27 protein-coding genes are annotated in these 25,187 nt (G+C 42.2%); 13 read left to right on the forward strand and 14 right to left on the reverse strand.

Going from position 1 to position 25,187, the window contains the following annotated elements; genetic code table 11:
* Positions 1 to 209 precede the first annotated feature (209 nt).
* Positions 210 to 560 carry a 30S ribosomal protein S6 gene (gene rpsF / locus LC608_RS10070; RefSeq protein WP_229553404.1) on the reverse strand — a complete coding sequence of 117 codons (351 nt, stop codon included), beginning with the start codon at positions 558 to 560 and terminating at the stop codon, positions 210 to 212.
* Positions 561 to 939: 379 nt separating this feature from the next.
* Between rpsF and LC608_RS10075 the strand changes: the two genes are divergently transcribed.
* Positions 940 to 1,713, forward strand: a complete 774-nt coding sequence (locus tag LC608_RS10075; protein WP_229553405.1) for a fumarylacetoacetate hydrolase family protein — start codon at positions 940 to 942, stop codon at positions 1,711 to 1,713.
* A gap of 3 nt (positions 1,714 to 1,716) precedes the next feature.
* Here LC608_RS10075 and LC608_RS10080 read toward each other — a convergent pair whose 3' ends face one another.
* Together LC608_RS10080 and LC608_RS10085 are read right to left on the reverse strand one after the other, a co-directional pair.
* Positions 1,717 to 2,193, reverse strand: a complete 477-nt coding sequence (locus LC608_RS10080; protein WP_229553406.1) for a Tic20 family protein — start codon at positions 2,191 to 2,193, stop codon at positions 1,717 to 1,719.
* Positions 2,194 to 2,274: 81 nt separating this feature from the next.
* The gene (locus LC608_RS10085; RefSeq protein WP_109010096.1) at positions 2,275 to 2,472 is read right to left on the reverse strand and encodes a hypothetical protein; all 198 of its coding nucleotides are present in this window, start codon (positions 2,470 to 2,472) and stop codon (positions 2,275 to 2,277) included.
* A gap of 603 nt (positions 2,473 to 3,075) precedes the next feature.
* On the opposite strand from LC608_RS10085, the gene LC608_RS10090 reads away from it, so the two are divergent.
* Together LC608_RS10090 and psaI are read left to right on the forward strand one after the other, a co-directional pair.
* Positions 3,076 to 6,060, forward strand: coding sequence for a hypothetical protein (locus LC608_RS10090; protein WP_229553407.1), 2,985 nt, complete (start codon positions 3,076 to 3,078; stop codon positions 6,058 to 6,060).
* A gap of 180 nt (positions 6,061 to 6,240) precedes the next feature.
* Complete coding sequence (psaI, locus tag LC608_RS10095; protein ID WP_229553408.1) at positions 6,241 to 6,351, forward strand: photosystem I reaction center subunit VIII; 111 nt, start codon at positions 6,241 to 6,243, stop codon at positions 6,349 to 6,351.
* A 378-nt stretch (positions 6,352 to 6,729) separates the two neighbouring features.
* Here psaI and LC608_RS10100 read toward each other — a convergent pair whose 3' ends face one another.
* The 6 genes from LC608_RS10100 to LC608_RS10125 all read right to left on the reverse strand — a co-directional run bounded on the left by LC608_RS10100 (position 6,730) and on the right by LC608_RS10125 (position 9,432).
* Positions 6,730 to 6,849 carry a photosystem II reaction center protein J gene (locus LC608_RS10100; protein WP_152589562.1) on the reverse strand — a complete coding sequence of 40 codons (120 nt, stop codon included), beginning with the start codon at positions 6,847 to 6,849 and terminating at the stop codon, positions 6,730 to 6,732.
* A gap of 70 nt (positions 6,850 to 6,919) precedes the next feature.
* Positions 6,920 to 7,042, reverse strand: a complete 123-nt coding sequence (locus LC608_RS10105; RefSeq protein WP_012411802.1) for a photosystem II reaction center protein L — start codon at positions 7,040 to 7,042, stop codon at positions 6,920 to 6,922.
* Between the two features lie 8 nt (positions 7,043 to 7,050).
* On the reverse strand, positions 7,051 to 7,188 hold the full coding sequence (gene psbF, locus LC608_RS10110; protein ID WP_012411801.1) for a cytochrome b559 subunit beta: 138 nt from the start codon (positions 7,186 to 7,188) through the stop codon (positions 7,051 to 7,053).
* 9 nt (positions 7,189 to 7,197) lie between these two features.
* Complete coding sequence (psbE, locus tag LC608_RS10115) at positions 7,198 to 7,446, reverse strand: cytochrome b559 subunit alpha (RefSeq protein ID WP_229553409.1); 249 nt, start codon at positions 7,444 to 7,446, stop codon at positions 7,198 to 7,200.
* A gap of 165 nt (positions 7,447 to 7,611) precedes the next feature.
* Positions 7,612 to 8,631 carry a photosynthesis system II assembly factor Ycf48 gene (locus LC608_RS10120; RefSeq protein WP_229553410.1) on the reverse strand — a complete coding sequence of 340 codons (1,020 nt, stop codon included), beginning with the start codon at positions 8,629 to 8,631 and terminating at the stop codon, positions 7,612 to 7,614.
* Positions 8,632 to 9,096: 465 nt separating this feature from the next.
* Positions 9,097 to 9,432: a rubredoxin gene (locus tag LC608_RS10125; RefSeq protein WP_229553411.1), complete on the reverse strand. Its 336-nt coding sequence runs from the start codon at positions 9,430 to 9,432 to the stop codon at positions 9,097 to 9,099.
* Positions 9,433 to 9,768: 336 nt separating this feature from the next.
* Here LC608_RS10125 and ndhC point away from each other — a divergent pair, with 336 nt between their 5' ends.
* The 10 genes from ndhC (at position 9,769) to LC608_RS10175 (ending at position 17,529) form a co-directional block, all read left to right on the forward strand.
* On the forward strand, positions 9,769 to 10,131 hold the full coding sequence (gene ndhC / locus LC608_RS10130) for a photosynthetic/respiratory NAD(P)H-quinone oxidoreductase subunit C (RefSeq protein WP_100899269.1): 363 nt from the start codon (positions 9,769 to 9,771) through the stop codon (positions 10,129 to 10,131).
* Complete coding sequence (ndhK, locus tag LC608_RS10135) at positions 10,122 to 10,859, forward strand: photosynthetic/respiratory NAD(P)H-quinone oxidoreductase subunit K (protein WP_190940287.1); 738 nt, start codon at positions 10,122 to 10,124, stop codon at positions 10,857 to 10,859. Before ndhC ends, ndhK begins: the two co-directional genes overlap by 10 nt.
* Positions 10,852 to 11,382 carry an NAD(P)H-quinone oxidoreductase subunit J gene (locus LC608_RS10140; RefSeq protein WP_308189853.1) on the forward strand — a complete coding sequence of 177 codons (531 nt, stop codon included), beginning with the start codon at positions 10,852 to 10,854 and terminating at the stop codon, positions 11,380 to 11,382. Before ndhK ends, LC608_RS10140 begins: the two co-directional genes overlap by 8 nt.
* Positions 11,383 to 11,981: 599 nt before the next feature.
* On the forward strand, positions 11,982 to 12,377 hold the full coding sequence (locus LC608_RS10145; RefSeq protein WP_229553412.1) for a hypothetical protein: 396 nt from the start codon (positions 11,982 to 11,984) through the stop codon (positions 12,375 to 12,377).
* A 1-nt stretch (position 12,378) separates the two neighbouring features.
* Positions 12,379 to 12,513 (forward strand): caspase family protein, encoded by a 135-nt coding sequence (locus LC608_RS10150; protein WP_308189854.1) that lies wholly within the window; start codon positions 12,379 to 12,381, stop codon positions 12,511 to 12,513.
* A gap of 72 nt (positions 12,514 to 12,585) precedes the next feature.
* The gene (locus LC608_RS10155) at positions 12,586 to 12,756 is read left to right on the forward strand and encodes a hypothetical protein (protein WP_229553413.1); all 171 of its coding nucleotides are present in this window, start codon (positions 12,586 to 12,588) and stop codon (positions 12,754 to 12,756) included.
* Positions 12,757 to 13,627: 871 nt separating this feature from the next.
* A complete protein-coding gene (locus LC608_RS10160; RefSeq protein ID WP_229553414.1) occupies positions 13,628 to 14,920 on the forward strand; it encodes an ATP-binding protein in 1,293 nt (430 codons plus the stop codon).
* Positions 14,910 to 16,739: a tetratricopeptide repeat protein gene (locus LC608_RS10165; RefSeq protein WP_229553415.1), complete on the forward strand. Its 1,830-nt coding sequence runs from the start codon at positions 14,910 to 14,912 to the stop codon at positions 16,737 to 16,739. The genes LC608_RS10160 and LC608_RS10165 overlap by 11 nt, the downstream gene beginning before the upstream one ends.
* Positions 16,740 to 16,789: 50 nt before the next feature.
* Complete coding sequence (locus tag LC608_RS10170) at positions 16,790 to 17,206, forward strand: XisH family protein (protein ID WP_229553416.1); 417 nt, start codon at positions 16,790 to 16,792, stop codon at positions 17,204 to 17,206.
* Positions 17,194 to 17,529 (forward strand): XisI protein, encoded by a 336-nt coding sequence (locus tag LC608_RS10175; protein ID WP_229553417.1) that lies wholly within the window; start codon positions 17,194 to 17,196, stop codon positions 17,527 to 17,529. Before LC608_RS10170 ends, LC608_RS10175 begins: the two co-directional genes overlap by 13 nt.
* Before the next feature lie 162 nt (positions 17,530 to 17,691).
* Here the strand turns inward: LC608_RS10175 and LC608_RS10180 are convergent, their stop codons facing one another.
* The 5 genes from LC608_RS10180 to LC608_RS10200 all read right to left on the reverse strand — a co-directional run bounded on the left by LC608_RS10180 (position 17,692) and on the right by LC608_RS10200 (position 24,725).
* Entirely contained in the window at positions 17,692 to 18,765 is a 1,074-nt protein-coding gene (locus LC608_RS10180) for a PstS family phosphate ABC transporter substrate-binding protein (RefSeq protein ID WP_229553418.1), read from the reverse strand.
* Positions 18,766 to 18,993: 228 nt separating this feature from the next.
* On the reverse strand, positions 18,994 to 20,163 hold the full coding sequence (locus tag LC608_RS10185; protein WP_229553419.1) for a serine/threonine-protein kinase: 1,170 nt from the start codon (positions 20,161 to 20,163) through the stop codon (positions 18,994 to 18,996).
* 915 nt (positions 20,164 to 21,078) lie between these two features.
* The gene (locus tag LC608_RS10190; protein ID WP_229553420.1) at positions 21,079 to 21,705 is read right to left on the reverse strand and encodes a heme-copper oxidase subunit III; all 627 of its coding nucleotides are present in this window, start codon (positions 21,703 to 21,705) and stop codon (positions 21,079 to 21,081) included.
* A gap of 130 nt (positions 21,706 to 21,835) precedes the next feature.
* On the reverse strand, positions 21,836 to 23,572 hold the full coding sequence (gene ctaD, locus LC608_RS10195; protein ID WP_229553421.1) for a cytochrome c oxidase subunit I: 1,737 nt from the start codon (positions 23,570 to 23,572) through the stop codon (positions 21,836 to 21,838).
* Between the two features lie 67 nt (positions 23,573 to 23,639).
* Complete coding sequence (locus LC608_RS10200) at positions 23,640 to 24,725, reverse strand: cytochrome c oxidase subunit II (protein ID WP_229553422.1); 1,086 nt, start codon at positions 24,723 to 24,725, stop codon at positions 23,640 to 23,642.
* Positions 24,726 to 25,187: the final 462 nt, after the last annotated feature.

Raw genomic sequence — 25,187 nt, forward strand, 5'->3', positions numbered from 1 at the left:
GAAAAAAGAAAAAACAAAATTTTATTGAATGAAGTATTAGGGAGTGGAAAGAGGCAGAGGGGCAGGGGGCAGGGAGCAAAGGAGAGAGACAAAGAGATAATTTCTTCTCTCCTTTGCCCCCAGCAAGAAGTTCTTCTTCATGTCCCCCTGCTTCCTGCTCCCTTGCTCCCTGCTTCTTCCTCAGCTCCCTATTCCCTACTCCATACTCCTTAGACCGGTGCTGCCACTTTAGTGGGTTTTTCTTTTTCTTCTTTAGGGGGTTTTTCCTCTTCGGCTTCCTGCTTAACTGTCAAATAGCGAATCACTTCTTCACTCAAACGCATGGCGCGTTCAAAGGGGGCGATCGCAGTTGCAGGCGCAGTGTAGTTTAACTGGATGTAGATGCCATCGCGGTGTTTTTTGATTTCATAAGCAAGACGACGCTTACCACGATTTTGAATTTGCATATCTTCAGCGCCTTGGTCGCGAAGCAAGTTCTGATATTTAGTCACTGCTTGCTCTACCTGTTCGTCTCCCAGGTCAGGGCGCAGAATGTACATTGTTTCGTAACTAGTAGTCATATTTTTCAGTCTCCTTATGGACAGAAATGGCTGCTGGTGCTAATTTATACCTATTTTAATTCAAAATGTCGGTATTAATCAACATCTGAAGCAACAAGGAACTATAATCTTACCAGTTTTAAATTTGAATCATTAGCCAAATCGCCGAAATTTGAATTTTTTGGATGTCCTTAATGAAAAATAGGTCGCTTCCCGGCCCCCAGATTTCTTTAGCTTATTCCAAAATAACCTCTCACTTAACCGAAACGTATTGGGACATATCTTATAGCGAGCGATCGCTTTCAGGCTCAAGGCTCAATCGGTTCGCTAAAAAGCTAACTGATGATTGCTACCCGCTCACAGCAACAAAAAAGCAGATAAAAGGATATTCATCAAGGTTATGGCGCAACGCTATGTGCGAATTCAAAATCAAGAAGGACAGGTTTACTATGGGTTACTACAACTATCCCTGAATGTGCAGGTGCTAGATGCTCCGCCCTGGTTACAAGGACAACCCACTGATTTAACTTTGAAACCAGAAAATTACCAAATTCTGGCTCCCTGCGCTCCCTCAAAAATTGTGGCGGTGGGTAAGAATTATGCAGATCATGCAGCCGAAATGGGAACTCCAGTCCCTTCTGAGCCACTAATCTTTCTCAAGCCACCCACGTCGATTATTCCATCTGAGAGGGAAATTAGGTATCCTCCCCAGTCACAAAGAGTTGACTACGAAGGAGAGTTAGCGTTAGTGATTGGCGATTACGCCTTTGAATGTACACCAAAGGTAGCCCAAACTAAAATTTGGGGCTACACCATTGCTAATGACGTAACAGCGCGGGATTTACAAAAACGGGATGGTCAATGGACGCGAGCCAAAGGTTTTGATACTTTCTGTCCCTTGGGTCCTTGGATCGTGCGGGAATTAAATCCAGGAGCGAGATTGCAGACTTTTGTGAATGACAACGCCAATCCAGTCCAATCTGCCTGTATCGATCAGATGGTGTTTTCTCCCGATGTTCTAGTTTCTTATATTAGTCAGGTTATGACGTTACTACCTGGTGATTTGGTGCTTACAGGTACGCCGGAGGGTGTAAGCCCATTGCATCCAGGCGATCGCGTCCGGGTTGAAATTGAAGGTATTGGTCGCTTGGAAAACACCGTAGCGCCCCGTTAATTTCTAACGCACTTGCATGTACACTGCATCGGAAATTGCCGGAATTTCCGCATAACGTCCGCTTACAGACTGGATGACTGAATATGCGGCTGCTCCTACTATGCCAATAAAAATGGTTGTGGATAGGGTTTGGATTGCAAAACCACCAACGGGAACTAGTCCCACAACATCAGTCAGGATGCTAAACAAAAAGATAATGATGTCCAAAAGGATTGCTTGCATAGTGTTGAAACGAATAAAGTGACTAATTTTTTCGTTTCTCACTACCAGCAAAAATAAACCAAAGAAAATAATCATTCCTGCATAACGCACGCCGTAGTAAATTCTCAACAATGGCAAAAGCGGCAGAAACAGCAGCTGTAGCGGTGGAAACTCTGAGAGCAAATATCTACCAAATACAAAAACCTCAATTAGAGGAAGCAAATAAGGCAAGGAAGCAAAAATCCGATCTGAAACCGTTATAGATCCGCGCCAAGACATTATGCGTTCTCCTGTGGTTAAATTTTAATAGTTACTTGAGCTTAGGATAACGCAGTTGCTTCGTCTTGCTAGCAAATTCAACTATTCTATATGGGCGATGCGAAAACCCATAACACACTCATACTGGTCTGGCTGCTGTTGAGTAAGTTTGCGAATGGCTTGACCACAACGCAGTTGACCCCCACGCCAACGGGGTTGACCGCTCCTGTCAGCGAGTAAACAAGACTGGCAAACTTGCTCAGGGGCAAGGATTTGCTCGTCCATTAAAATGACTAGCATCGAATCCCTCCTGTAAATCCTCATTGTCACCCACATTCTACTCAGGTGAGGATACGCTTTGTAGAGGTTCAAAGAAACGCTGCTTTGTAGGTTGGGCGCTTGCTGCGCGGTTAAGTGTTGTGATTTGCGATCGTGCTTTGCGCCCACCGTGGGCGATCGCAGAGGACACTTAAGAGCCACATCCTAACTCTTTGTAGCAAAAATGTGGGGAATCAAAATTTAATAAAAATTGTCAAGTGAATCTTACATTTATTGTATGTTGTGTCTATGGCAAATGGACGTTCTGGTAAAAAATCATACAAAAAAAGTTGGCGCTAAGTTGAAAATATACAGCGAACAATTTTATTGCATCCCTGTTAACTTAACACTGGAGAGTGTCAAACTTAATATTGAGGAAACAACAAAAGCTTTACGCACAAGCAACATAACAATCCATTGAAGTTCCCTTGATGGGACTAGTTAAAGTGCCAGAAGGCAAGTAAGTAAAACTGAGTTAACTAGATAGCCATTTAAGAGATGCATTTACAAAATACTGGGGTAAACTTGCAAGCAAGTTGATACACAATATAATTGGGCGGCTCGTCGGTCTGGGCATCACTCACAATGGAACATTGGCAATTTCTGATACAGAAACAAGGCGATCGCTCGTGGCATATCCTAGAATCGCCAAATTTGGAAATTTTGGAAGGGGAGTATAGAGTTTTGGCTCGTTCTAACCTTCCTAATACAGACGTGGAAGTACGGGTAACTCATTCTTCAACCCAGGAAGTTCTACCAAAGCGGCGAATTTTCAAGCGATCGGGTCGCACTAATTCAGAAGGCTTAATGGCGCTAATTCCTTTTACCTACTTCGAGCCAGGAGTTTGGGAGTTGCGCTGTATGGGCGATTTGATGTCGGAGCTACTCGGTAAATCTTGGCAATACACTATCCAACTTCAAGTATTGTGCCAAGGAGTAAAGGGGGAGCAGAGCAGACAGAGGAAGCAGGGAGAGCAGGGGGAGAATGTAGAATCAAATTCATCCGATCGCCCAGATGCTGTTTCTGAAAACTGGGAATTCACTTTCCCAACACAACCCCCAATTGCGCTAGATAAAGCGATCGCACTCTCCCCAGAATTGGGAATTGCTACAGACGACAACCCCGTTACAATTGTTGTGCCAGATGAAGGCAACTTAGAATACACTGCCCCAGAAGAACCCGAAATTAACTTAGATAAAGCGATCGCAGCCTTTGCAGAACTGCTAATTGCTACAGATGACAACCCCGTTACAATTGTTGTGCCAGATGAAGGCAACTTAGAATACACTGCCCCAGAAGAACCCGAAATTAACTTAGATAAAGCGATCGCTACAGAACAGATGGTTACTACAGACAGCAATCCTAATACCACTGTTCTGCTAGATGAAACGGAAAAAGATATTGATGAGCCTGTGAGTTCTGTATGGCTCAAAGGTGAGACGGCAGAGCAGATTTTACAAAATTTAATAGATTTAGCTTTACCCAATTCTGAAGCCCTGCTCAATGATGAAAAGGTTGCAGATTCTCTAGCAACACAACCACCGCCTCCATTACTGCTAACTTTAGCTCACGATACTTACATTGCTCCTTGGGGACAACCTCTTACAATCAATGGACACGTAGAACTCAAAGAAAAGATCAATCTAGATCAGGCTGAAACATTATTCCCCAAAAGCTTGCAGGCGCTTGAACTACAAATTGAACTGCGATCGCCCAAAAACTCAAAAATCTTGACCCAGGTACGGCAACCCTTACCGGATCAAGAGTTGCCCTTCACCATCAATACCTCAATTGATATTCCTGCTGACTTTGAATCCAAGTTAATTTTGGCAGATATCACTTTGTATGGTCGATTCGCCGATGTTGGTGAAGTCATCAGGTTAGCCAGCCAGTCTTTCACCATTACAGCAGATGTAACACAATTACTGGCAATCACAGCCGCAGCAACACCTAGTACATCTTTAAATGACACCACAGCACCATCGGACTCGTCTGCTGCTGTCACGGAGCCAGAGGCTGCTGTAAAGATAGATTTGAAACTATTCAATCTGGTCAAAATTTCGAAAACAGACCAGTTTCAGATACTTAATCCATCCCCAAATACAGCTTTACCACCACAAATTAACTTACAAGTTCTGCGAGAAGCCATCCTGCGAACATCTAACTTAAAGAATTCAGGCACTTCGCCTCAATTGCCGAAACTGCCCCCTATTCAAACCCATGCCAACACTCCCACAGACGTTGTTGCAGAACCCTCTACAAAAGAGGAAGTTCTGGAAAAGGATACTACTATGGTTGCCATCAACTTGGAGCAGTTGATCATCAAGCAACGTCGAATGCCAATACTCGATAGTGCTTTGCCATACTTGAAACGGCTACAAGCTTTGCCAGATGATACAGAAGAAGTAAAAAACAATGCTCCAGATGCGAAAGTTCCAGCAGATGAAGACTTACCGCAGTTGGATACAAGTGTAGCTGATGAAAATACACCGGAATTAGTAGTAGATGATGCCCAATTTCAAGAAGAGTCTGTTGCTGAGGGAGAAGCCCAGCCAAATGTAGAATTTCAAGAAGAATGTGTTGCTGAAGTAGAAGCCCAGCCAAATGTAGAATTTCAAGAAGAATCTGTTGCTGAAGTAGAAGCCCAGCCAAATGCACAATTCATTACAACAGGGAACCTTTACTCATCTCCCCTGCTCAGAAAGTGGATGCACAGCCAAGGATACTCTTTGCCTGAATTCATCGATGAACTAGAACCCGAAGACCAGAATAGGTATGTTCCAGCCCAGCAGACCCAGCTTTCTCTTAGTGCTGAAACTCCCAATATTGATGACAACTTGCCGTTAAACGTGGATGCTGACACAGAGACATCGGAAGAAGTTCAAAAGTCGGTTTCTGATCTTGAGAACTTTGGGGAAGATGCAGACACAGCAAAGGAAGCTGATCTAGAAACAGGGGAAGATACGGTAGTAGAAGTATCTGAGCCAACACTCTCAATGGTGGTAACACAACTACCGCCCCCCCCTCCTCCAATAAAAATGAATATAGCGTCAGCTTGGTTGGCCCAAGAAATCGTTGTCGATGATACATATAGTGAACATAGTGAACTGGAAGCCAATGGGACGAAGAATTACTCGTTTGAAAAAGAGAAGCAACCACTATTAGGTTTATCCTCTTCCCCACCCATAACTTCGGCTGCCATTGAGCCTTTGCCAATTCCAGAACTGCATGTACCAGACGGCGAACTAATCGCTGGCAAATTTATCATAGTGCGCGTAGTACTGCCTGAAGTACCTCCCCAGGTTGTTGTCAAGTTATGGCTTGAAGATTATCAAACTCGCTGGTTACTAGAGGGGCCCCATTTACTGACAAATTTGCTACCTAACGCCTTGGGAGGATTAGAAGTGATGACGCAATTAAATATTCCCTTTGGGTGTTTGGAAATTCGCTTAGAAGCGATCGCACTTGATCTGATAACCCAACAGGAAAGTCACAAAGTCACAATAGTGCGAACTGTGATTCCTCCAGACTTGCCAAACTTGCAGCTAGATGAACTCCTGGGTATGTAACTTCAGGTATGAGGGGCATTGGGCATTGATTAATTAAATATTCTCCCCTGCCTCCCCTGCCTCCCCGCTCCCCACTCCCCACATTAGCTGTGTTAAAAATCTTTAGAATTTCAAAAATATTGGCAGAATTTGCAGTAAGCTCATTTTGAATTGTAGTGTTATTTAACAGGAACCTTTACTATGGCAGCTTCCTTTTTGCCTTCTATCTTAGTTCCGCTCACTGGTTTGGTTTTACCAGCTGTGACCTTCGCGTTTTTCTTTTTATACATTGAAAGAGACGATATTGGCTAATCTAGTCATTAGTCATTAGTCAAGTTTTCGGACAAGCGAGTGCTATCAATTCCAATACAGTTCAGTTAGGTTGTTTACCCTGCGAAGATCCTCCAAAACCAGGCCAGATACTCCACTTGGGAAGACTCCAAGATTGCAGTGACTCCCGATCAATTGGGAGGCTATTTTCCTCCTTTAGCCCCAGTTGATCAGGGATTGCCACAGGCGGGGGGATCTTATCGGAACCGTAGTCCTATCAATTCTGTCGGATATGTTTCTAGACTATTGACCAAAATCAATACCGCCTATCTCATAGAGACAGGCGGTTTTTTTAAGGTTGATTTCTCAACAAATGCTAGAAAATTCTAACTTATAGTGTTCGGTTCAAACTAACTCATGTTAAATCGAAGAACCGAGCCCGGCGTAGGCACCATAAAAGAAAATGCCCAAGACTGTAATTATACCTAAACCTGCGATCGTAGCGACGACCCACAGGGGAATTCTCCCACTTTCAGACACAGCTTCTCTCCTCCCTTAACAACTAATCAACACAGATTCAATAAACAAAAATTAACAACAGGACTTCTACTTAGTTAAAGAAGTAACTGGAAAACAGAATTCCCAGAACGAAAACTAGTAGTAGTCCCAGGTATAGCGAAGTCCGGTTTAGTTCAACCGGTTGATTATTGGGATTGGGCGATCTTTCTACCATAATTGCTCCTAACGGTGAATAAATTGCATTGCGGCGATCGCGCCTAAAAAGAATACAGTTGGTACACCTAATGTGTGAACTGCCAGCCATCTAACGGTAAAAATTGGATAGGTAACTGGTTGATTGATGTTATTGCCGCTAGTCATGATCTCAAACTACTTTCCGATAAATTGGTCAACTTGTTTTTTAGCTTCAAAACGGTTCTTCACAATGGGCACTTCTTGCCGCGCTGCTGTGAAATACTCGTCGGGACGAGGTGTGCCAAAGGCATCATAAGCCAGCCCAGTTTGCACAAATAGCCAACCAGCAATAAACAATGCTGGGATGGTGATGCTGTGAATTACCCAGTAACGAACGCTAGTAATGATGTCCGAAAACGGACGTTCTCCAGTGGTACCTGACATTTAGATCCCTACCTTATACATAGAGTGTTATTGAGTTTATTATCCTACAAAGTTAAGAAAGAGTTACAAGTTGCAACGTTCTTCTCAGAAATTAGGTATGGGGATTGGGTACTGGGGATTGGGGATTGGGTACTGGGAAAACTCTTACCTAGTCCCCAGTCCCGATTAAGCCGCTTCTGGAGAAGTTGTTTCAGGGTTTGGTAGATATTTGAGCAATACGCCGCGATCGCCAATTATAAATCCCCGTTCTGGCTCTAAGAACACAATCTTATACAAATTAGCAGCAACTTCTTCCACTTCACGGTCTTTTTCCCAGGTTTTGCCACCATCGGGACTTCGTAGTAAATTACCGCTACCGCCACCTATCCAAATTTCATCGGGTGTGCGATATGCCAAATCCAGTAAACCCCAACTAGTGGATAACTCTGGATATTTTGCCTCTTGCCATTCTTCAGGTTTAGTTGGGTCACTAAACTGAATTTGACCTCCCCTAGCTAGTAACCACAATTGCCCATTGTCAGCAAAACCCATGTTTTCTACGCGCCGAGAACTAATGCGGTTATGAGGTACCCAAGCATCTTGTCCCGGTTCCCAAGTCGAGTAGAAACTACCCTTGGCGGAAACGGCAACATATTTGCCATCAGGAGAACGTTCTAAGTTACGCACCACACCGACTGCTGATTCCACTTGAGCTTTCCAGTTTTTGCCGCCGTCTGTGGTTTTATATATGGCTCCTACATCAGTAGCCATTTCAGCTGTGTTTTTTGCTACTGCCTTAACTGCGATCGGGCTACCTGGTAGCTTTTCACTCAGGGGAATACGCGACCAAGAAGCACCTTCATCAGTAGTGTGTAGCAACAGTCCAGGCTCTCCGGCAATCCAGCCTTCTTTTCCTGCAAAACTTACTGAGTCAAAACGATACTTTTGCTCATCCAGTTGCAGTATTATTGGTTTCCAGTTATTACCACCGTCATTGGTTTCCAATAGGGTGGCATTGCTACCTACTAAGTAGCCATGCTCAGGGTTATTAGTAAAAGCAATATCCAGGAGATTCGAGTCTGTTGGCACAGAAATGACTTTCCAAGGGTTGTAGCTAACAGAGGGGACTTTGCTACAACCTATACACATGAGGACTACTATCAACAAGGTAGCTATTCGTTGCCAACCTTTCACAATTGAATGCATTAGTATTTCTTAAGTTGTTTCTAAATTTCTGTAGCTGTTCTCTAAAAGGTTTGCTGATACTTTTTTGCTAACATTTGCTAACAAATACATAAGTTGAGCAGTTCAATCTCAACCAAATTGTATCAATAGATGCATAAAAACAAGTTCTATGCACTCTTACTTGTTTGCTTCTAGCGTGATTCTTGCTTTGAGAAGCAACATATTTGCAATTACTTGCTGTAACAACTCAGAGGCAACTTATCAGTAAGTATAGAGGTTGCTTGACATTACGGATTCTCACCTAAATCTCTGATATTTTATCAGAGAATACACTGTTAATCAATGTAAGCAAAAGTGAGCATTTTTAGCTTAATTCAAGGCTCTAGGGAATAAGTAAAACAGCATAGTTGTGTGATTATAATCACAAAACCAATAATGAAAATCTCTTTCCCTACTCACTATTCCCTGTTTCTGAGATAACGGCTGTCATTGTAAGCCGTAAAGACTGATAAAAAACAAGAAGCCAAGAGCCAAAGCACCGAAAATTAGGATATTCTTTTGAGTTGGCGTTAGGTTGTTAACACCCAAACCGTAACCGAGATTTTCTTTGAAGCCGGATGCAGTACCCGCAGGGCCGATGTTGGCAAAAGCGGTTGTCTTAGCAGCACAAACTGGACAGCGCCAATTTATGGGCAGTTCTGCAAAAGATGTCCCTGAAGGTATATCATGCGTGTCGTCTCCCTTCTCAGGTTCGTAAACATAACCGCAGGCGCGACACTCGTAGCGGTCTAACACCGTAGTCTCAACAGCTGGTTCGCTCATGGCTAGGGCCTCGCAAAGGAGAAATCTGAAATATACGTTACAAATTATGACATAATTGTTAGGCTTTTCTATCACTATCAAAAGCTAATTAAATACTTGAAGTGTATCTGTTTCCCAGATTTCAGAAAAACCAAACAGATATAATGTAAAAGAAAGTTACGCAGTTAGGGGATGGGGCATGGGGCATTGGGCATGGCGCATTGGGCATTGGGCATTGGTTAAAAATCAATAGTTATTCTCCCCCTGCTTCCCCTGCTTCCCCTGCTTCCCCTGCTCCTTCATCTCCCCACCCCCCACTCCCAACTTAAAATACTCCATAAGCGGTAGATACTCATTGTGTTTGTCCTCAGCGGTTACGAGTACCTTCTAGGCTTCTTCATAGTCTGTAGCCTAGTTCCTGCCTTAGCGCTCTCAGCTTCCAAGCTCTTACGACCCAGTGGTTACAGCCCAGAACGGCACACCACCTATGAATCTGGCATGGAACCCATCGGGGGAGCCTGGATTCAGTTCAATATCCGCTACTACATGTTTGCTCTGGTCTTCGTCGTCTTTGATGTGGAGACTGTATTCTTGTATCCTTGGGCGGTAGCTTTCCACCGTTTGGGGCTACTGGCATTTATTGAAGCGCTAGTCTTTATTGCAATTCTTGTAGTCGCTTTAGTTTACGCATGGCGTAAAGGAGCTTTGGAATGGTCTTGAATTCTAACTTAACAACCCAGGGCAAAGAACGAATCATCAACCCCATTGAGCGGACTACAATCACTCAAGACCTTTCAGAAAACGTCATTTTGACGACGGTTGATGACCTCTACGACTGGGCACGGCTTTCTAGTCTGTGGCCGTTGTTGTTTGGTACTGCTTGCTGCTTTATTGAGTTTGCAGCTTTAATTGGTTCCCGATTTGACTTTGACCGTTTTGGGCTAATTCCCCGTTCTAGCCCCCGCCAAGCCGATTTAATTATTACGGCAGGGACTATTACGATGAAGATGGCTCCGCAACTGGTGCGTCTTTATGAACAAATGCCAGAGCCGAAGTATGTAATTGCGATGGGTGCTTGCACAATTACTGGCGGGATGTTCAGTGTTGATTCGCCCACGGCAGTGCGCGGAGTTGATAAACTGATTCCTGTGGATGTGTACTTGCCTGGTTGTCCTCCCCGTCCAGAAGCAATTATCGACGCAATCATTAAGCTGCGGAAGAAAATCTCCAATGAATCGATGCAAGAGCGGGATAAAATTAAGCAAACCCACCGCTACTACAGCACGACTCATAATTTGAAGCCAGTAGATGAAATCTTAACTGGTAAGTATTTGCAGTCAGAAACTCGCTATGCACCACCGAAGGAATTGGCGGAAGCGATTGGTATGCCAATACCACCTGCACTGCTGACAGAAAAGGCGCAAAAGGAGGAACAAACCCGTGGCTGAAGAAGAATCTAAACCAGTACCAGCAGCCAAAGAAGAGGCATTGGTACAAGCGGGTAAAATTTCCCAGTGGTTAACGGAAAACGGCTTTGACCATGAGTTTTTAGCACCAGACAAGAATGGTGTAGAGATAATTAAGGTGGGGGCAGATTTCTTGCTTCCTACTGCTACTGCCCTTTATGCCTACGGGTTTAATTATCTCCAGTTTCAAGGTGGTGTTGACCTTGGGCCAGGACAGGAATTAGTGAGTGTGTATCACTTGATTAAAGTGGGTGATAATAGCGATCGCCCTGAAGAAGTTCGAGTTAAGGTGTTCTTACCACGGGAAAACCCCGTAGTCCCTTCTGTGTACTGGATTTGGAAAACCGCAGATTGGCAAGAGCGCGAGTCTTACGATATGTTGGGCATTATCTACGAAGGACACCCAAATCTCAAGCGGATTTTGATGCCGGAAGATTGGGTAGGTTGGCCTTTGCGGAAGGATTATATCTCGCCTGATTTCTACGAGTTGCAAGACGCTTATTAGAGATTGCTGAGTTTCGGCAGTAATTAACCCCTTTCCGGTGGCGGAGAGGGGTTATGTTTTTGGTGTTTCATGTCAAGTCGGTTGACAAAACTTGCTGTAATTCATTGACTGTTGCAAGGCTGATTAAGCGTTTGGTGCTGACATCGGCGGGTTTGATCATGGGGTTGTAAATGCACTTAAAGTTATCAAATAATTGTACTTAATAGGATGTTTGAAAAGTAGTATGCTGTGATATTTAATCAAATTATTACCCTCCTTAATCCCCCCTTATAAAGGGGGGAAACAAGAAAATCCGGTTCCCTCCCCTTTATAAGGGGAGGGTTAGGGTGAGGTAAAAAAATATTTGATGCATCAATCATGGCTTTTCAAACATCCTCTAAGACTGGATTAGAGATATTCAGATTTTTGATTGGACTATTTAGAGAAAATCATCGTACCCAATCTGAGATAATTTGAGACTATGTGATCGCTTTCAGGATCTGTATCATAATTGGTGCGATCGCTAAGATGCTCAGTGAGATTTCCTGGTAATCGGAATCGCTATCTCTAGCGTTGTATCTATATTTGTGGGAAGATTTAATGTAAATATTTAAAGTAATATGTCAGAAACACCCCAAGACGACGGCATTTGGATTGTGACGGATGAAGTGCCGCAAATATCGATTCCTGATGGTGCTAAAGGCGGGAGTACTAATACACGGGGTTGGGGAGAGGAAACTATCAGGGATAATACTGGTAGCAAAGGGGTAGGAGATGCCGTTAAGGTTAGCGCTCAAACATTAGAGCAAAATATGACTCACTTTCTCAAAGTAGTGGGAAGTTTATTTAGTCAAGCTGAACAGCAAGCAAAAGTCAACTCCCGGATGCAGCTAGATGAAATTGAGCTATCGGTAGAAATTAGTGCAGAAGGGGAAGTTAAATTAATTGGTAATGGTGCTAAAGCTGGAAGTAAAGGAGCGATTAAGCTGAAGTTTAAGCGCCAAGAACCAGGGTGAGATGGCAAAAAATTGGGCGATCGCGATCGGAATTAACCAGTATGATTATCTGCAACCGCTAAACTATGCCAAGCGGGATGCATTGTTAATGCAAGAGTTTCTGGCCAATGAAGCTGGATTTGAGCGAATACAGTGAAGTTACAGAATTTTAAGAGCATTGGATGGTATTAGGCAACTAGATAGATGCGGGTATATTTGCTGAAATTCGTTGATAAAAGCTGGTTTTGAAGTCGCAAAAGCAAGTTTAGAAGTTGCAAAAGCTGGTTTTGAAGTTGCAAAAGCAAGTTTAGAAGTCACAAAAGCTAGTTTTGAAGTCGCAAAAGCTGGTTTTGAAGTCGCAAAAGCTGGTTTGATGAAAGTTGTTCAAATAATTCCATAACCCTTAATTAGCTCAACAGAACAACCCCACGATAAATCCGTGGGGTTGCGACTATTACCGCAAGGCAGAATTAAAAATTAAAATAATACTTTTTAGCACCGTGTGTAACTTTCTTTCAAACCTAACCCCCAGCCCCTTCCCTTGCAGGGAAGGGGAGCAAGAATTTTCGGGGGCTACGGTGTACACACAAGTCGAATTACCCCCCTTAGAAAGGGGGGAAACAAAAAATCCAGTTCCCTCCCCTTTGCAAGGCGATCGCAGGCGGTTTGTGGGTGTCGTTTCCAGTGATGAGGAAACAAGAAATCCAGTTCCCTCCCCTTTGCAAGGGGAGGGTTAGGGTGGGGTAAAACAGCACGGCGTAAATAAAGCAACTATTTCAAATCGTTCAAAAGCCTGTCTTCTAAGCTTTTTGACTTTTGACTTCCGCCTTGCGGTACTAAGTATATTTGCAAAAGTGAGATACCCGCCTAGTAAATTAATAGTAACAACAGCTACCCATTGCATCGGCTAGAGCGGAATGAGACAAAGCACGCTAAAAATTTATTTTTATAACTAAAAATTTTATTTTATTTATATGTTAAGTAGCTTTCACTATTTTATTTGTATAATCTATCATTCAGTCTGAATTATCGAATGTATAATCTATCATTCAGTCTTATTGATTATTGACCTCTGTTACTTATTGAGCGGTTGAAACTTGGGTATTGGGACATCTCTTTTTAAGACATAACATACCACTCACCTAGTCGTTATTTATTAACGGAATTTGAGAAGTTATGTTGGCATACTCTATCCTAGACATTGCCTGAACTTGTGCTTCAAAAATCATGAGCCATTATATGAATAGTTAGCACGTTTACGGCACTATCCAATGTCTGAAGATTTATTAAACTCCTTTCAAGAAGCATACAGTAATCTCGAACTGTTTCCGTTGATGGAACGGAATGAAATGGAAAGATTTCGAGTTGAATATGGTGATGATTTGATTGCAGACCTGAACCAATTAGTGGAAGATAGTCCTAATGGAGATGGCAAAATTGTCTTTACAGGACATCGGGGATGTGGTAAGTCTACCTTGTTAGCTGAATTTAGCCGACAAATTCAAGATAAATATTTTGTAGTTCTGTTTTCTATTGCTGACAAAATTGAAATGTCGGCTGTTAATCATATTAATATACTGTTTGCGATCGCAGTTAATTTAATGACAGAGGCAGAGGCACGCAGAGTAGATATTCCGCAATCTACTAAAGAAGCTCTTTATAAGTGGTTTGCTACCCGCACTCGCACTGAAGAATCAAATTTGCAAGCAGAAATTAGTGTAGGTTTTGATCTTTTAAAATTGATTAGCTCTAAATTAAAAGCTGATGCTAGCGTTCGGGATGAAATTAAACAAGAATTTGAACGCAAGTTATCAGATTTAATTGCCAGAATTAATGAAATTGCTGCTCTTATTCAAGTTGCAACTAAGCAAAACGTTTTAGTAATTATTGATGATTTAGATAAACTTGACTTAGGAAGAGTTAACGAAATTTATAGAGATAATATTAAAGCTCTTTGTCAACCTAACTTTCAAATTATCTACACTATCCCGATCGCAGTTCTTCGGGAAACATTTATCAGCACAATAATTGCCACTGAAACCAATGATCAAGTTGTGGCAATGCCTGTGTTAAAAATATTTGATAAAGGTAAAAATCGCTTCCCTAATGCCCAACCTCGCCCGGAAGCAACAAAGATTCTCGGTGAAGTTTTACAAAAGCGAATTTCCAGTGAATTAATCACGGCTGAAACTGCTGAAAAAATTGTAATTTACAGTGGTGGCGTATTGCGAGAGTTAATTCGGATTTCTAAGGAATGTTGCCGTATTTGTTTGCGAATGATCCGGCGAAATCCCACTGCCGAGGTTATCATTGATGATAAAATTCTCCTTCAGGCAATCAATAAAATCCGCAATGATTTTTCTATACGTTTAGGAAAGGTTGATATAGATATTTTACAGAGTGTTTATGAACAATTTATGCCCAATGACCCCAAACAAGCAGAGTTTTTAGATTTGTTACATGGTTTATATGTTCTAGAATATCGCACTGATGAAACTTGGTACGATGTTCATCCAATTATTATAGAAAGCTTGAGAAGACAGGGAGCTATTAATGTTAAATGAGCAATTCTTAGATGATGAAGGAGAAAATCTAGATGCGTATGATGATTTAATTGTTTCTATTGAAGCTCAAAAACGGGGATTAAATTTACTGATTGCAGTTTGCGATGATGCTAGCTTTCGTGATGAGATTATTGCCCAGTATGAAGCCGAACTACAACCCGCCTTCCGTGCATATCGAGAGACTTTAGCGCGTCAGGAACCAAGCCTAAAAGCTGCTCTTAACCAACTGTTACAACAAGAAGAATATCTTCGTCAGCAAAACCCGGCGGTGATTACTGTGACGGGTGCTGAACAACTTTATTTTCTCAGATTGGGAAAAGAGCAATCGGAACAGGAGAAATTTTTTGGTTACTTACAATGGACAAGGGAAGGATTGCGCGAGTTTCCGTTTGCTATTGTGCTTTGGGTAACTAACCAAATTTTAGTTAATCTGATTAAAAAAGCCCCTGATTTTTGGAGTTGGCGCAACGGTGTATTTCGGTTTGAATCTAAAAAGACGAATGCTATTCCTGGTAAAGAACTAGAAAATATCCGTTTTGTTTTTAGAGACACAGAATTAGCCAGCACAGATACTAATGAAGATAACTCTTTTTTCTTGCCCATCCAAGATTTACAAGGGTTAATCGAGAAAGTAGAACAAGAAGGGGGAACTAAAGACCCTAGTTTGGCTACTTTATACTCAAGTTTAGGTGATATTTACCGCAGCAGATTAGAGCGGGGTGAGTCTCAGAATTATCAAGAAGAACAAGAACTAGCAATAAAGTATTGGCGTCAGGCGATTGAGATACAAAATGAATCAGGTTTGCAGATAGATTTAGCTAATAGCCTCAACAATTTAGCAGGAATATATCGTGCAACAGGACACTACAGCGAAGCCGAACCATTATATCAACAAGCTTTAGAACTGAGGAAACGCCTGCTAGGAGAGAACCATCCTTCTTTTGCTACTAGCCTGAATAATTTGGCAGGACTCTACAAATCTACTGGACAATATACTAAAGCGGAAATCTTATATCAACAAGCTTTGGAACTGAGGAAACACCTGTGGGGAGAAAACCATCCTGATGTCGCCATCAGTCTCAACAATTTGGCATTACTATATGATGAACAAAAACGTTATGACGAAGCCGAACCTCTGTATCTGCAATCATTAGAACTCGAAAAACGTTTAGTTGGCGAAAACAATCTTTCTTTGGCTCTTATACTGAATAATTTAGCACTACTTTATTATCATCAAGGGCGTTACACTGAAGCTGAACCGTTGTCGCAACAAGCAATAGAACTAGATAAGCGATTTTTGGGAGAAGAGAATCCCGATGTTGCAACAGATTTGCATAATTTAGGATTGATATACCGCGCTCAAGGACGCTACGATCAAGCCGAATCTTTGTTTTTGGAATCGTTGGAACTCAAGCAACGTCTATTGCAAAAGGCGCATCCGCTTTTAGCAGATACTATTTATGCTCTTGGTTTTATGTACAGGGAGCAAGGGCGTTACAATGAAGCGGAACCTTTATGTATAAAAGCCTTAGAACTTGATAAGCATCTATTGGGAGAAAATCATCCCAATGTTGCTGAAAGTCTCAATAATCTGGCAGAAATTTATCGTGAAACTGGACGTTACAGCGAAGCAGAACCGCTTTATTTGCAAGCTTTAGATATTTGTGAACGAGTCTGGGGTGTAAATCATCTCCGTAGTGTGACAGTTCGCCAAAATCTAGAAAAGCTCGCCGCAGTCATGCAGAATAATGGAGAGTGCGATGTCTTGTCTACGACACGCTGGGCGAACGACAACCCCTTCGGGGAACGCATTACATAGAGCAAAAACATTATTTTGGGTTAAGCTGACTCCAATCTAGAGATAGCAAAATGGCTAAAGACGTTTTCCATCAACAGGTAAAAAAAGCACTAATTAAAGATGGGTGGATAATTACTCACGATCCTTTCACAATTCGTATTAGTGAAGCAATTAAACTACAAATAGATTTAGCGGCTGAAAATGCCATTGCCGCAGAACGTAATACAGAGAAAATAGCTGTCGAAATTAAAAGTTTTATTGCAGATTCAGACATCAGTGAATTTCATACTGCACTCGGACAATATCTCAATTATTGCCAAGCTCTCGAAGAACAAGAAGCTGACAGAATCCTATATTTAGCTGTCCCTAGCGAAACCTATCAAAATTTTTTTCAACTCCCCTTCGTCCAACGTGGTCTTCAACGTTACCAAGTTAAATTAATAGTCTATGATCCCAGACAGGAGGAGATTCGGCAATGGATAAGATAAAACATTATCGACAACTAATAAAACAAATATTGACAAAACATGCAGAAATTATAAATAACACGGATACAGTCAATTCACAACTAATTATTGATAGCGAAAACGACCATTATCAATTAGCTTACGTTGGCTGGCAAGGAGATAAGCGGGTATTTGGCCCGGTCATGCATTTTGATATTCAAAATGGAAAAATATGGATTCAGTATAACGGTACAGAAGAGTCTGTTGCTGAACGATTGGTTGAATTAGGTGTACCCCCTTCTGATATCGTCATTGGGTTCCATTCTCCTTTTAAACGCCAATTTACTTCTTATGCTGTCGAATGAATGTAAATATTTTTAACTTGATGATAAATACATGTGAATGGTGCGTAGTTTACCGCCGTAGGCATCGCTTCCCCAAGATCCCCGACTTCTTAAAGAAGTCGGGGATCTGAATAATCTGTAGTGGAAAATGCGTAGGCGTAGCCCGTCGTAGACATCGCTGTACTAGCGAACTGCGACGAAACCAGCTTGCTCAATTGCCCTTTGTCCCTCATCAGTTAATAAAAGCTTGGCATAAGCATCTCCAATCTGCTGTTCCCGATTTTTATTCTGCTTAATAATCACATACAAGTTAGCGATCAAGGGATAGCTACCATCTTTTATAGCCTGAGTATTTAGCTGGTTGCGCTGACGTAGACATTGCTCAGGTGATACCAGAGGTTCGCGGTAGGGGGCAATTAGCTGACCAGAAGTGTTACCCAATGGCAAAGCCTTCACACTACATTGAGGTAATACTGAACGGGCAGAAGCGTAATAGACACTACCAGGAGTTTTACTGAGTTGGCGCACTGCCTCTGTACTAGAGTAGACATACTGCACATTAGAGCCAAATGCTTGCCCCTTCAAGTTGCTGTTGCTAGGAAATATTACTGTATCTGCGTCCTCTGGCCGTTGAGACAAAGGTGTAATGGGTAGATTTGGCCCACCTACTTGATTCCAGTTAGTAATTTTCCCCAAATAAATCTGCTGTAACTGGTCAACAGTTAAACCAGGCACATTGAGTGATGGGTTGACTACTACTGCTACTCCATCCATACCCACTTGACGTTGCTCAAGGGTGAAGCCTCGCTCTTTTGCGATCGCTTGTTCTTCATCTGTCAGGGGACGGGAGGATTGAGCAAAGTCTAGTTTCCCATCAAGTAACATCCGAATACCTGAGCTAGAACCAGGGCTACCACTAACAGGGTTTACATAGCGTAATTGTAATTCCGGGCGATCGCTCTGGATCTGAGAATCTACCAATTGCCGGATAGATGCCCAAGCTGTACTGCCTCCGTAGTTAAATGAGGCATTGGGGACATCAGTAACTGTCTGAAAAGTTGATGCAGTACTAGAGAGGCTGTTTAAATTTTGATTAGAGGAATTAGCGCTATTGCGGGACAATAAATTCGGCTTCAGTAACCACCAAAGCAGTCCGCCAATAACCATAAGTGTCAGCACTTTCCCAATAATCAAACCTCTAAGAAAGAGGCCAAGTTCACCGTTAATTAAAGCTTTTCTTTGATTTGTATTGTCCATATCTTTAAATGTTGTTTATTCTATTTATCCTACAGGAATCTATAAGTATTTAGGTTAAGAACAAATCTGCAATAAGCCAGTTAATAGGGAATTTTATGATTGCGGGGAAATGATTAAGTCTTTCTGATGTAGTAAGGCTCAATTTCCTCTTTGGTAGTCTTTGCAATGGTAGAATTGCTTTTATAGACTCCTCTGTTAGCTAGTGATTTAGCTACTTGGCGATTGACCTTAATAATTAGTGAACCGTGGCTCAAGCAATTTTTGTCTAAAATTATTTAATTGAGTAGGTTGGTTTGGAGGTGATGTACCTGTATTAATAAATGTATACATTAAAACTACTACTATCAAACTAGTGATAGCACCAAGCCCTATTCCCAATAGCAAAATAAAATTTTTATAACTTAGAAAATGGCTATCATCAGTATCTTGGTTTATGGCAGTAGATTGTAAGGACTCTGACAATGCCACATCAGAATTAAGCGCTTGCAAAGCTTCTGCGGCGGATTGGTAACGCTGGCTATAGCGATCGCAAACCATTGTATCTAAAATATTTGCCAGAGCGTCGCTTACCTGTGCCTGATCGCGCCAGAGAAGTTCTCCGGTATTGGGATCTTCTTGTAGTTGCTCAGGTATTAAACCTGTCAAAGCTTGAATGCCAATCATTCCTACTGCATAAATATCGCTGCAAAGTTTTGGCTTTCCTTTAGCCTGTTCGCTTGGCATATAGCCAGGAGTCCCAACAGAAATTGTTAAGCCTGCTCCTAAAGCACCAATTTTCTTAATACTCCCAAAGTCAATTAGCACAATTTTCTGATCGGAGTGCCGCCGCATTAAATTTTGGGGCTTAATATCCCGGTGAATAATGTCATTTTGGTGGACGAAAGACAAGACTTCTAAGATGTCTTTTAATAAATTTAAGACTACATTTTCGCTGAGACGCTGACCCGGTAAAATTTCTTGAGTCAATGCATGACCATCAATAAACTCCTGAACTAAATAGAAATCCCCATCTTCATTAAAATGGGCAAATAGTCTAGGAATCTGGTCGTGATCGTTGCCTAGCTGGTATAAAACTTCCGCTTCCCGATCAAATAGGCTTTTAGCGATGGGTAGAACAGCAGGATTGGTATCTTTTGGGTGGAAATGTTTGACGACACAATGGGGTTGTCCTGGTAAATCTAGGTCTAAAGCTAAGTAGGTATCACCAGAACCACCACTTCCTAAGTGTTTGACAATCTCAAAGCGATTCCGAAGTGTTTTTCTAGCCAGAGAGTATTGATGTTTTTTACGTCTACCACCTGATAACAAGTAAGTATTACCAGATCCTCCGCTTTCTAGCAGTTTGACTGTCTCAAAGCGACTCCGGAGTTTTTTTCTAACTAAAGGGTTCTGGCTCATGTGGCGTATACTACTTGTGAATTTACTGACCATTTAGAGCTTGGGTGAGGTTATGAACACCTGCCGCTAAATTTGTTGCTATTTGAGCCAGTCAGCTTCTCAGGCGACTTATGCTTTTGAGCAGTTTTATGCTTAACCCCATGATTGGTTGATTTCATACCCTATATGGGTATCTTAATATAAAAATTTATTTCTGTAATAGTTCTATAATTTTATCATTTATGTAAATTTAATACTAGTCCACAGGAGTTATAACTATCGGCAGATGACAATATTCAAGAGTCAAGAGATTAATTTTAAATTGGGTCTGATTGCTGACAAAATCGGGGACAGTGGCATTTAAAGGCACAAGTATCTTTACAGTGTCTACCAAAATTTTGTTACCAGATTTTAGCCATTATTAACTGCGATCGCGTTGTAATATCAACACAAGTTCGACAAAACTAAAAAAGAGCAAGAACAAGTAAGCTTTTAAGGTAAATATCGAATGATGAGTTTTTACGTAAAATAGGTGTAACTTGTCAATTTTTTAGGTTTATTCAATAGTTTCTACAAAACATGCAACTTTTCCGACCTTTCTCACCTTTTATTCGCGGCTCTATGACTTGCAATAACTCAGTTGCATTTAGCAAAACTCATAGTAGGAAAAGTCTACGCTGATTTTAATATATTTTTTGTAGCTCTTGCTAGGTCAAGGAGAAAACTGTTTTATAAAAAAATGTTTTAGATAACTTCTTAGATATCTAGCCTTTTAGAAACAGTCCTAATTTAGATTTTGCTGCCAGCCAATAGATAAAATAATGTGATTTTAGGGTAGTTAGTTAGCTGCAACGGTAGTATTCTATTAATCAAAAAAGCCCCCTAATGGGGGCCTATTAAGTTGTCCGCGTGGAATGAACAACTAATAATTAATACTCACAGTAGATACAGTAATCCGAACAGAATAATCCAAATTACATCAACGAAGTGCCAGTAGATTTCGGCTGCTTCAATGCCAAAGTGCTTTTCGTTACTGTAGTGACCCGGAACGCGCGATCGCCACAACACGGCAACAATTGCTAAAACGCCGATGGTAACGTGCAATCCGTGGAAACCAGTCAAAACATAAAATGCACTGGCAAATAAATTGGTAGTTAAACCAAATTCCAAATGGGTATATTCATATACTTGACCCACCAAGAAAATAGCACCCATCGCCGCCGTAATTGCTAACCAGATTTGTGCCCCCCGCGTATCGTTCTTTTTGATAGCAGTGTCAGCATTGTGCATGACAAAACTACTAGAAATCAGATTGATGGTGTTCACTCCGGGTAACAATAGTTCTAATTCTGGAGTCCCTGCTGGTGGCCACGCAGGTAAGGTAGCACGGAAAGCTAAGTAGGCTCCGAACAACCCCATAAAAATCATCCCTTCAGCAATCAGGAAGACAATTAGCCCAAACAGGCGATGATCTGGATGTTCTTCGTGATGACCGACGGAGGCTTCCGCCGCGTGGTGATGATTTAGTTCGGTTTTAGCTGGGTCAATAGTTTGACTTTGCATGAATTTTGATAAGTGGGGAATGGGGAGTTAAAAGTTAGGAGTTAGGAGTTAGGAGTTAGAAGTTAGAAGTTAAAAGTTATTAGTTAAAAATTTTTAACTAATAACTTTATTAAACTCATCATTCCTAACTCTATTTCCGGTCTTCGGGATTAGCAGCAACTGCTGGATCGGGTTTTGCTCTTAATACTGAGTTCGGGCCACCAGACAAGACTGGATTGGGATCAGACAAAGGTACATCTTCGTTAGCCCTTTCCAAGCCGTAGTCGTAGGGGCCTGTAGCCAGTACTGGAGTTTGATCAAAATTCTCGATCGCAGGTGGTGATGTCGTCATCCACTCTAAGGTCAATGCTCTCCAAGGATTATTACCAGCTTTCTCGCCGTATAACCAACTCCAAATGGCATTGATGATGAAGGGGAATGTCGAAATTGCGAGTATATAAGAACCATACGTGCAAATTTCGTTCAGCGTGGTGAATTTGGGGTCATATTGGGCAATACGGCGATTCATGCCCATTAGACCCAGCTTGTGCATGGGTAAGAAGGTCATGTTTAAACCCACAATGGTCAAGGCAAAGTGAACCTTACCCCAAAATTCATTTATCATCCGGCCCGTCATTTTCGGGAACCAGTGGTAAATGCCTGCAAAAATCCCCAGCACACTACCGCCAAATAGGACGTAGTGCAAGTGAGCCACCACAAAATAAGTATCGTGAACGTGAATATCAAAAGGCACTGCTGCCAACATCACGCCACTGATCCCGCCGATTACAAAAGTGCCAACAAAGCCGATGGCGAACAGCATGGCGCTGTTAAGCTGGATTTTTCCACCCCACATTGTTGCTAACCAACTGAAAATTTTAATTCCCGTGGGTACGGCAATGATCATGGTAGTGATCATGAAGAACATCCGCAACCAACCGGGGATACCACTGGTAAACATGTGGTGCGCCCAAACAATTAGCCCCAAAAAGCTGATTGCAAGAGATGAATAAGCGATCGCTTTATAGCCAAAAATCGGCTTGCGGGAATGCACGGGGATAATTTCTGAAATTGCGCCAAAGAAGGGCAAAATCATGATGTAAACCGCAGGGTGGGAGTAAAACCAGAACATGTGCTGGTATACTACTGGGTCGCCACCGCCAGTTGGGTTAAAAAATGTTGTCCCAGCAATTAAGTCAAAGGCAAGGAGAATTAGACCTGCTGCGAGGACTGGGGTTGATACCAAAACTAGCGCCGAAGTGGCGAACATTGCCCAGCAGAACAAGGGCATTTGATGAACGCCCATGCCGGGGATACGCATCTTCAGCAATGTTACCAGGAAATTTATCGCCCCCAAAATAGATGATGTACCCAGCAGCAAGACACTCATAATCCAAATGCCTTGCCCCACTTGTCCTGTTACCAAACTCAGGGGAGGGTAGGAAGTCCAACCTGCATCCGGTGCATCGCCTACCGCTAAACTGGCGATCAGCAATATACCCGCAGGGGGGATCATCCAAAAGGCAACAGCATTCAGGCGAGGAAATGCCATATCTTTTGCCCCAATCATCAGGGGAATTAGATAGTTAGCAAACCCTGCCCCGGTTGGCACGATCCACAAGAAAATCATGATCGTGGCGTGCAGTGTAAACAGACTGTTGTAGACTTCGGGGGTAACAAAATCTACCTCTGGAGTTCGCAGTTCTGTGCGAACCAAGTCAGCCATTACGCCGCCAATGCAGTAGAAAATAAACGAAGTGACTAGGTATTGAATCCCAATCACCTTATGGTCGGTTTGAAAGCCAAAGAAGTCTTGCCATTTTCTGACCCCTGGTTCCTCACTAAGGGCGGGGATATTGGCAGTTTCTTGCAACTGAGCTTGTGTCATAGTCGTTAGTCATTAGTCATTAGTCATTAGTCGTTAGTCATTGGATTTTGACTAAATAACATATTGACTAATGGTGAACTTGATGGAGGATTTCTGGTTTAATTCCCATGTCCTTGGTGTAAGGAGCGAGAAATTCATTTGGGGATAGATTCGCAGGGTTAATAGCAACGGCTTGATTTAGTGTTTCTTTGCTAGCAACTAGCTGTTCTTGCATCCATTTGTCAAAGGCTTCTTCTGGCTCAACGACTACTGTTGCTCTCATCGCACCGTGGTAGGGGCCACAAAGTTCAGCACAGACTAGGACATAATCTCCTGCTTTTTTGGGGGTGAAGCGAATCTCGCTTTGCCTACCGGGAATCGCATCTTGTTTCAGGCGGAACTCTGGCACCCAAAAAGCATGGATGACATCGTTGGCTGTCATATTTATTTCCACTTCACGCCCGATGGGGACGTGCATTTCACCTGTAGTTATACCAGTTTCAGGATAAGTGAAAATCCAAGCATATTGTAGACCTGTGACATTGACCTGTAATCCTGCTGGTTTGCCTGCTTTATCAGGAGTTCCCCCAATTGTCGGGGCAACACTACCGACACCTGGAGCATTCCGCAGTTGGGGAATCTGGTCAGCATTACGAACTGCTGCCGTAGCTGGGTCTTGCATTGCCTCATCAGATTTTTCTTGATTGAGGTTGGGTTCGGTGCTAGGAGGAGTATCACTTAAAGTTGCCGCCATAGCACTTCCAGGCATTGCCATTGACTCCTGATTCATCATCGGCGCTTGATGGATAGCATGGGGATCAAAGCCACCGATTTCGTTGTAGACATCAAAGCTATAAACAGAAATACCGATAACGATAATTGCTGGGATCGCCGTCCAGAGAATTTCTAGAGGTACATTGCCCTCAACTGGTGGGCCGTCTTCATTGTCACCTGCACGCCGACGGTATTTAAATGCAGAGTAAATTAAAATACCTTCTACGAGTAGGAATATACCTGTAGAAATGATCATCATCGCGTTGAACAGACCATCAACTAATTCGGCTTCATCCGTTGCTGCTGCTGGCAACAGCCCGTGATTTTGACCGTACCAAAAGCTGGCGAGCGTTAGCACGATGCCAATGAGTAATGTCCAGATTGAACTTGGAATCTTCACGGCTTACTTAATTGAATTTACTACGTTATCTTAAAGCTGCTCCCTTACTAAGGTAGTCTAGGCTGGAAGGCATAGAGTACAAAGGTCTGAAAATTTTATTAATTTTTTTAACTATTTTACTAATTTTGGGTACAAGGTGACTATCAGGAGGCAGATCGCTTTTAGCGTCTCCCCTTCTCCCAAAGGGAGAGGCTAGCGTCTTCGCGGAGCGTCTCGTAGAGAAGGGAGAAGGCAGGAGGTAGGAGTAACCCAGATGTATTTAAAAGCATGGGATTTAACGGCTGGGTTTTATACCCAAAATTAAAGTTTTGATTCATAATTATTTCCTTGTGCCTTCGCCGAAAATCAGTAGAAAAACTTAAGGAAAAATTTAGAATGTTTAAATTAATTGTGATTAATCAATTTTTCACATCTTGAAAAATACCTAAAGCTTCAGGCAAAACTTTTCTGGAGTGATTCAAA

This window comes from Nostoc sp. XA010 (genome assembly GCF_020829625.1).
Taxonomy (GTDB): Bacteria; Cyanobacteriota; Cyanobacteriia; order Cyanobacteriales; family Nostocaceae; genus Nostoc.

Coding starts and splice junctions, on each gene's coding strand:
- LC608_RS10105 (WP_012411802.1), bottom strand. CDS start 7,042: ATGGTAGAAAGATCGCCCAATCCCAATAATCAACCGGTTGAACTAAAC.
- LC608_RS10185 (WP_229553419.1), bottom strand. CDS start 20,163: ATGAGCCAGAACCCTTTAGTTAGAAAAAAACTCCGGAGTCGCTTTGAG.
- LC608_RS10175 (WP_229553417.1), top strand. CDS start 17,194: ATGGATAAGATAAAACATTATCGACAACTAATAAAACAAATATTGACA.
- LC608_RS10165 (WP_229553415.1), top strand. CDS start 14,910: ATGTTAAATGAGCAATTCTTAGATGATGAAGGAGAAAATCTAGATGCG.
- LC608_RS10085 (WP_109010096.1), bottom strand. CDS start 2,472: ATGCTAGTCATTTTAATGGACGAGCAAATCCTTGCCCCTGAGCAAGTT.
- LC608_RS10170 (WP_229553416.1), top strand. CDS start 16,790: ATGGCTAAAGACGTTTTCCATCAACAGGTAAAAAAAGCACTAATTAAA.
- LC608_RS10150 (WP_308189854.1), top strand. CDS start 12,379: ATGGCAAAAAATTGGGCGATCGCGATCGGAATTAACCAGTATGATTAT.
- LC608_RS10125 (WP_229553411.1), bottom strand. CDS start 9,432: ATGAGCGAACCAGCTGTTGAGACTACGGTGTTAGACCGCTACGAGTGT.
- ndhK (WP_190940287.1), top strand. CDS start 10,122: ATGGTCTTGAATTCTAACTTAACAACCCAGGGCAAAGAACGAATCATC.
- LC608_RS10080 (WP_229553406.1), bottom strand. CDS start 2,193: ATGTCTTGGCGCGGATCTATAACGGTTTCAGATCGGATTTTTGCTTCC.
- LC608_RS10160 (WP_229553414.1), top strand. CDS start 13,628: ATGTCTGAAGATTTATTAAACTCCTTTCAAGAAGCATACAGTAATCTC.
- LC608_RS10090 (WP_229553407.1), top strand. CDS start 3,076: ATGGAACATTGGCAATTTCTGATACAGAAACAAGGCGATCGCTCGTGG.
- psbE (WP_229553409.1), bottom strand. CDS start 7,446: ATGTCAGGTACCACTGGAGAACGTCCGTTTTCGGACATCATTACTAGC.
- psaI (WP_229553408.1), top strand. CDS start 6,241: ATGGCAGCTTCCTTTTTGCCTTCTATCTTAGTTCCGCTCACTGGTTTG.
- LC608_RS10180 (WP_229553418.1), bottom strand. CDS start 18,765: ATGGACAATACAAATCAAAGAAAAGCTTTAATTAACGGTGAACTTGGC.
- LC608_RS10145 (WP_229553412.1), top strand. CDS start 11,982: ATGTCAGAAACACCCCAAGACGACGGCATTTGGATTGTGACGGATGAA.
- ctaD (WP_229553421.1), bottom strand. CDS start 23,572: ATGACACAAGCTCAGTTGCAAGAAACTGCCAATATCCCCGCCCTTAGT.
- rpsF (WP_229553404.1), bottom strand. CDS start 560: ATGACTACTAGTTACGAAACAATGTACATTCTGCGCCCTGACCTGGGA.
- LC608_RS10075 (WP_229553405.1), top strand. CDS start 940: ATGGCGCAACGCTATGTGCGAATTCAAAATCAAGAAGGACAGGTTTAC.
- psbF (WP_012411801.1), bottom strand. CDS start 7,188: ATGACTAGCGGCAATAACATCAATCAACCAGTTACCTATCCAATTTTT.
- LC608_RS10120 (WP_229553410.1), bottom strand. CDS start 8,631: ATGCATTCAATTGTGAAAGGTTGGCAACGAATAGCTACCTTGTTGATA.
- LC608_RS10190 (WP_229553420.1), bottom strand. CDS start 21,705: ATGCAAAGTCAAACTATTGACCCAGCTAAAACCGAACTAAATCATCAC.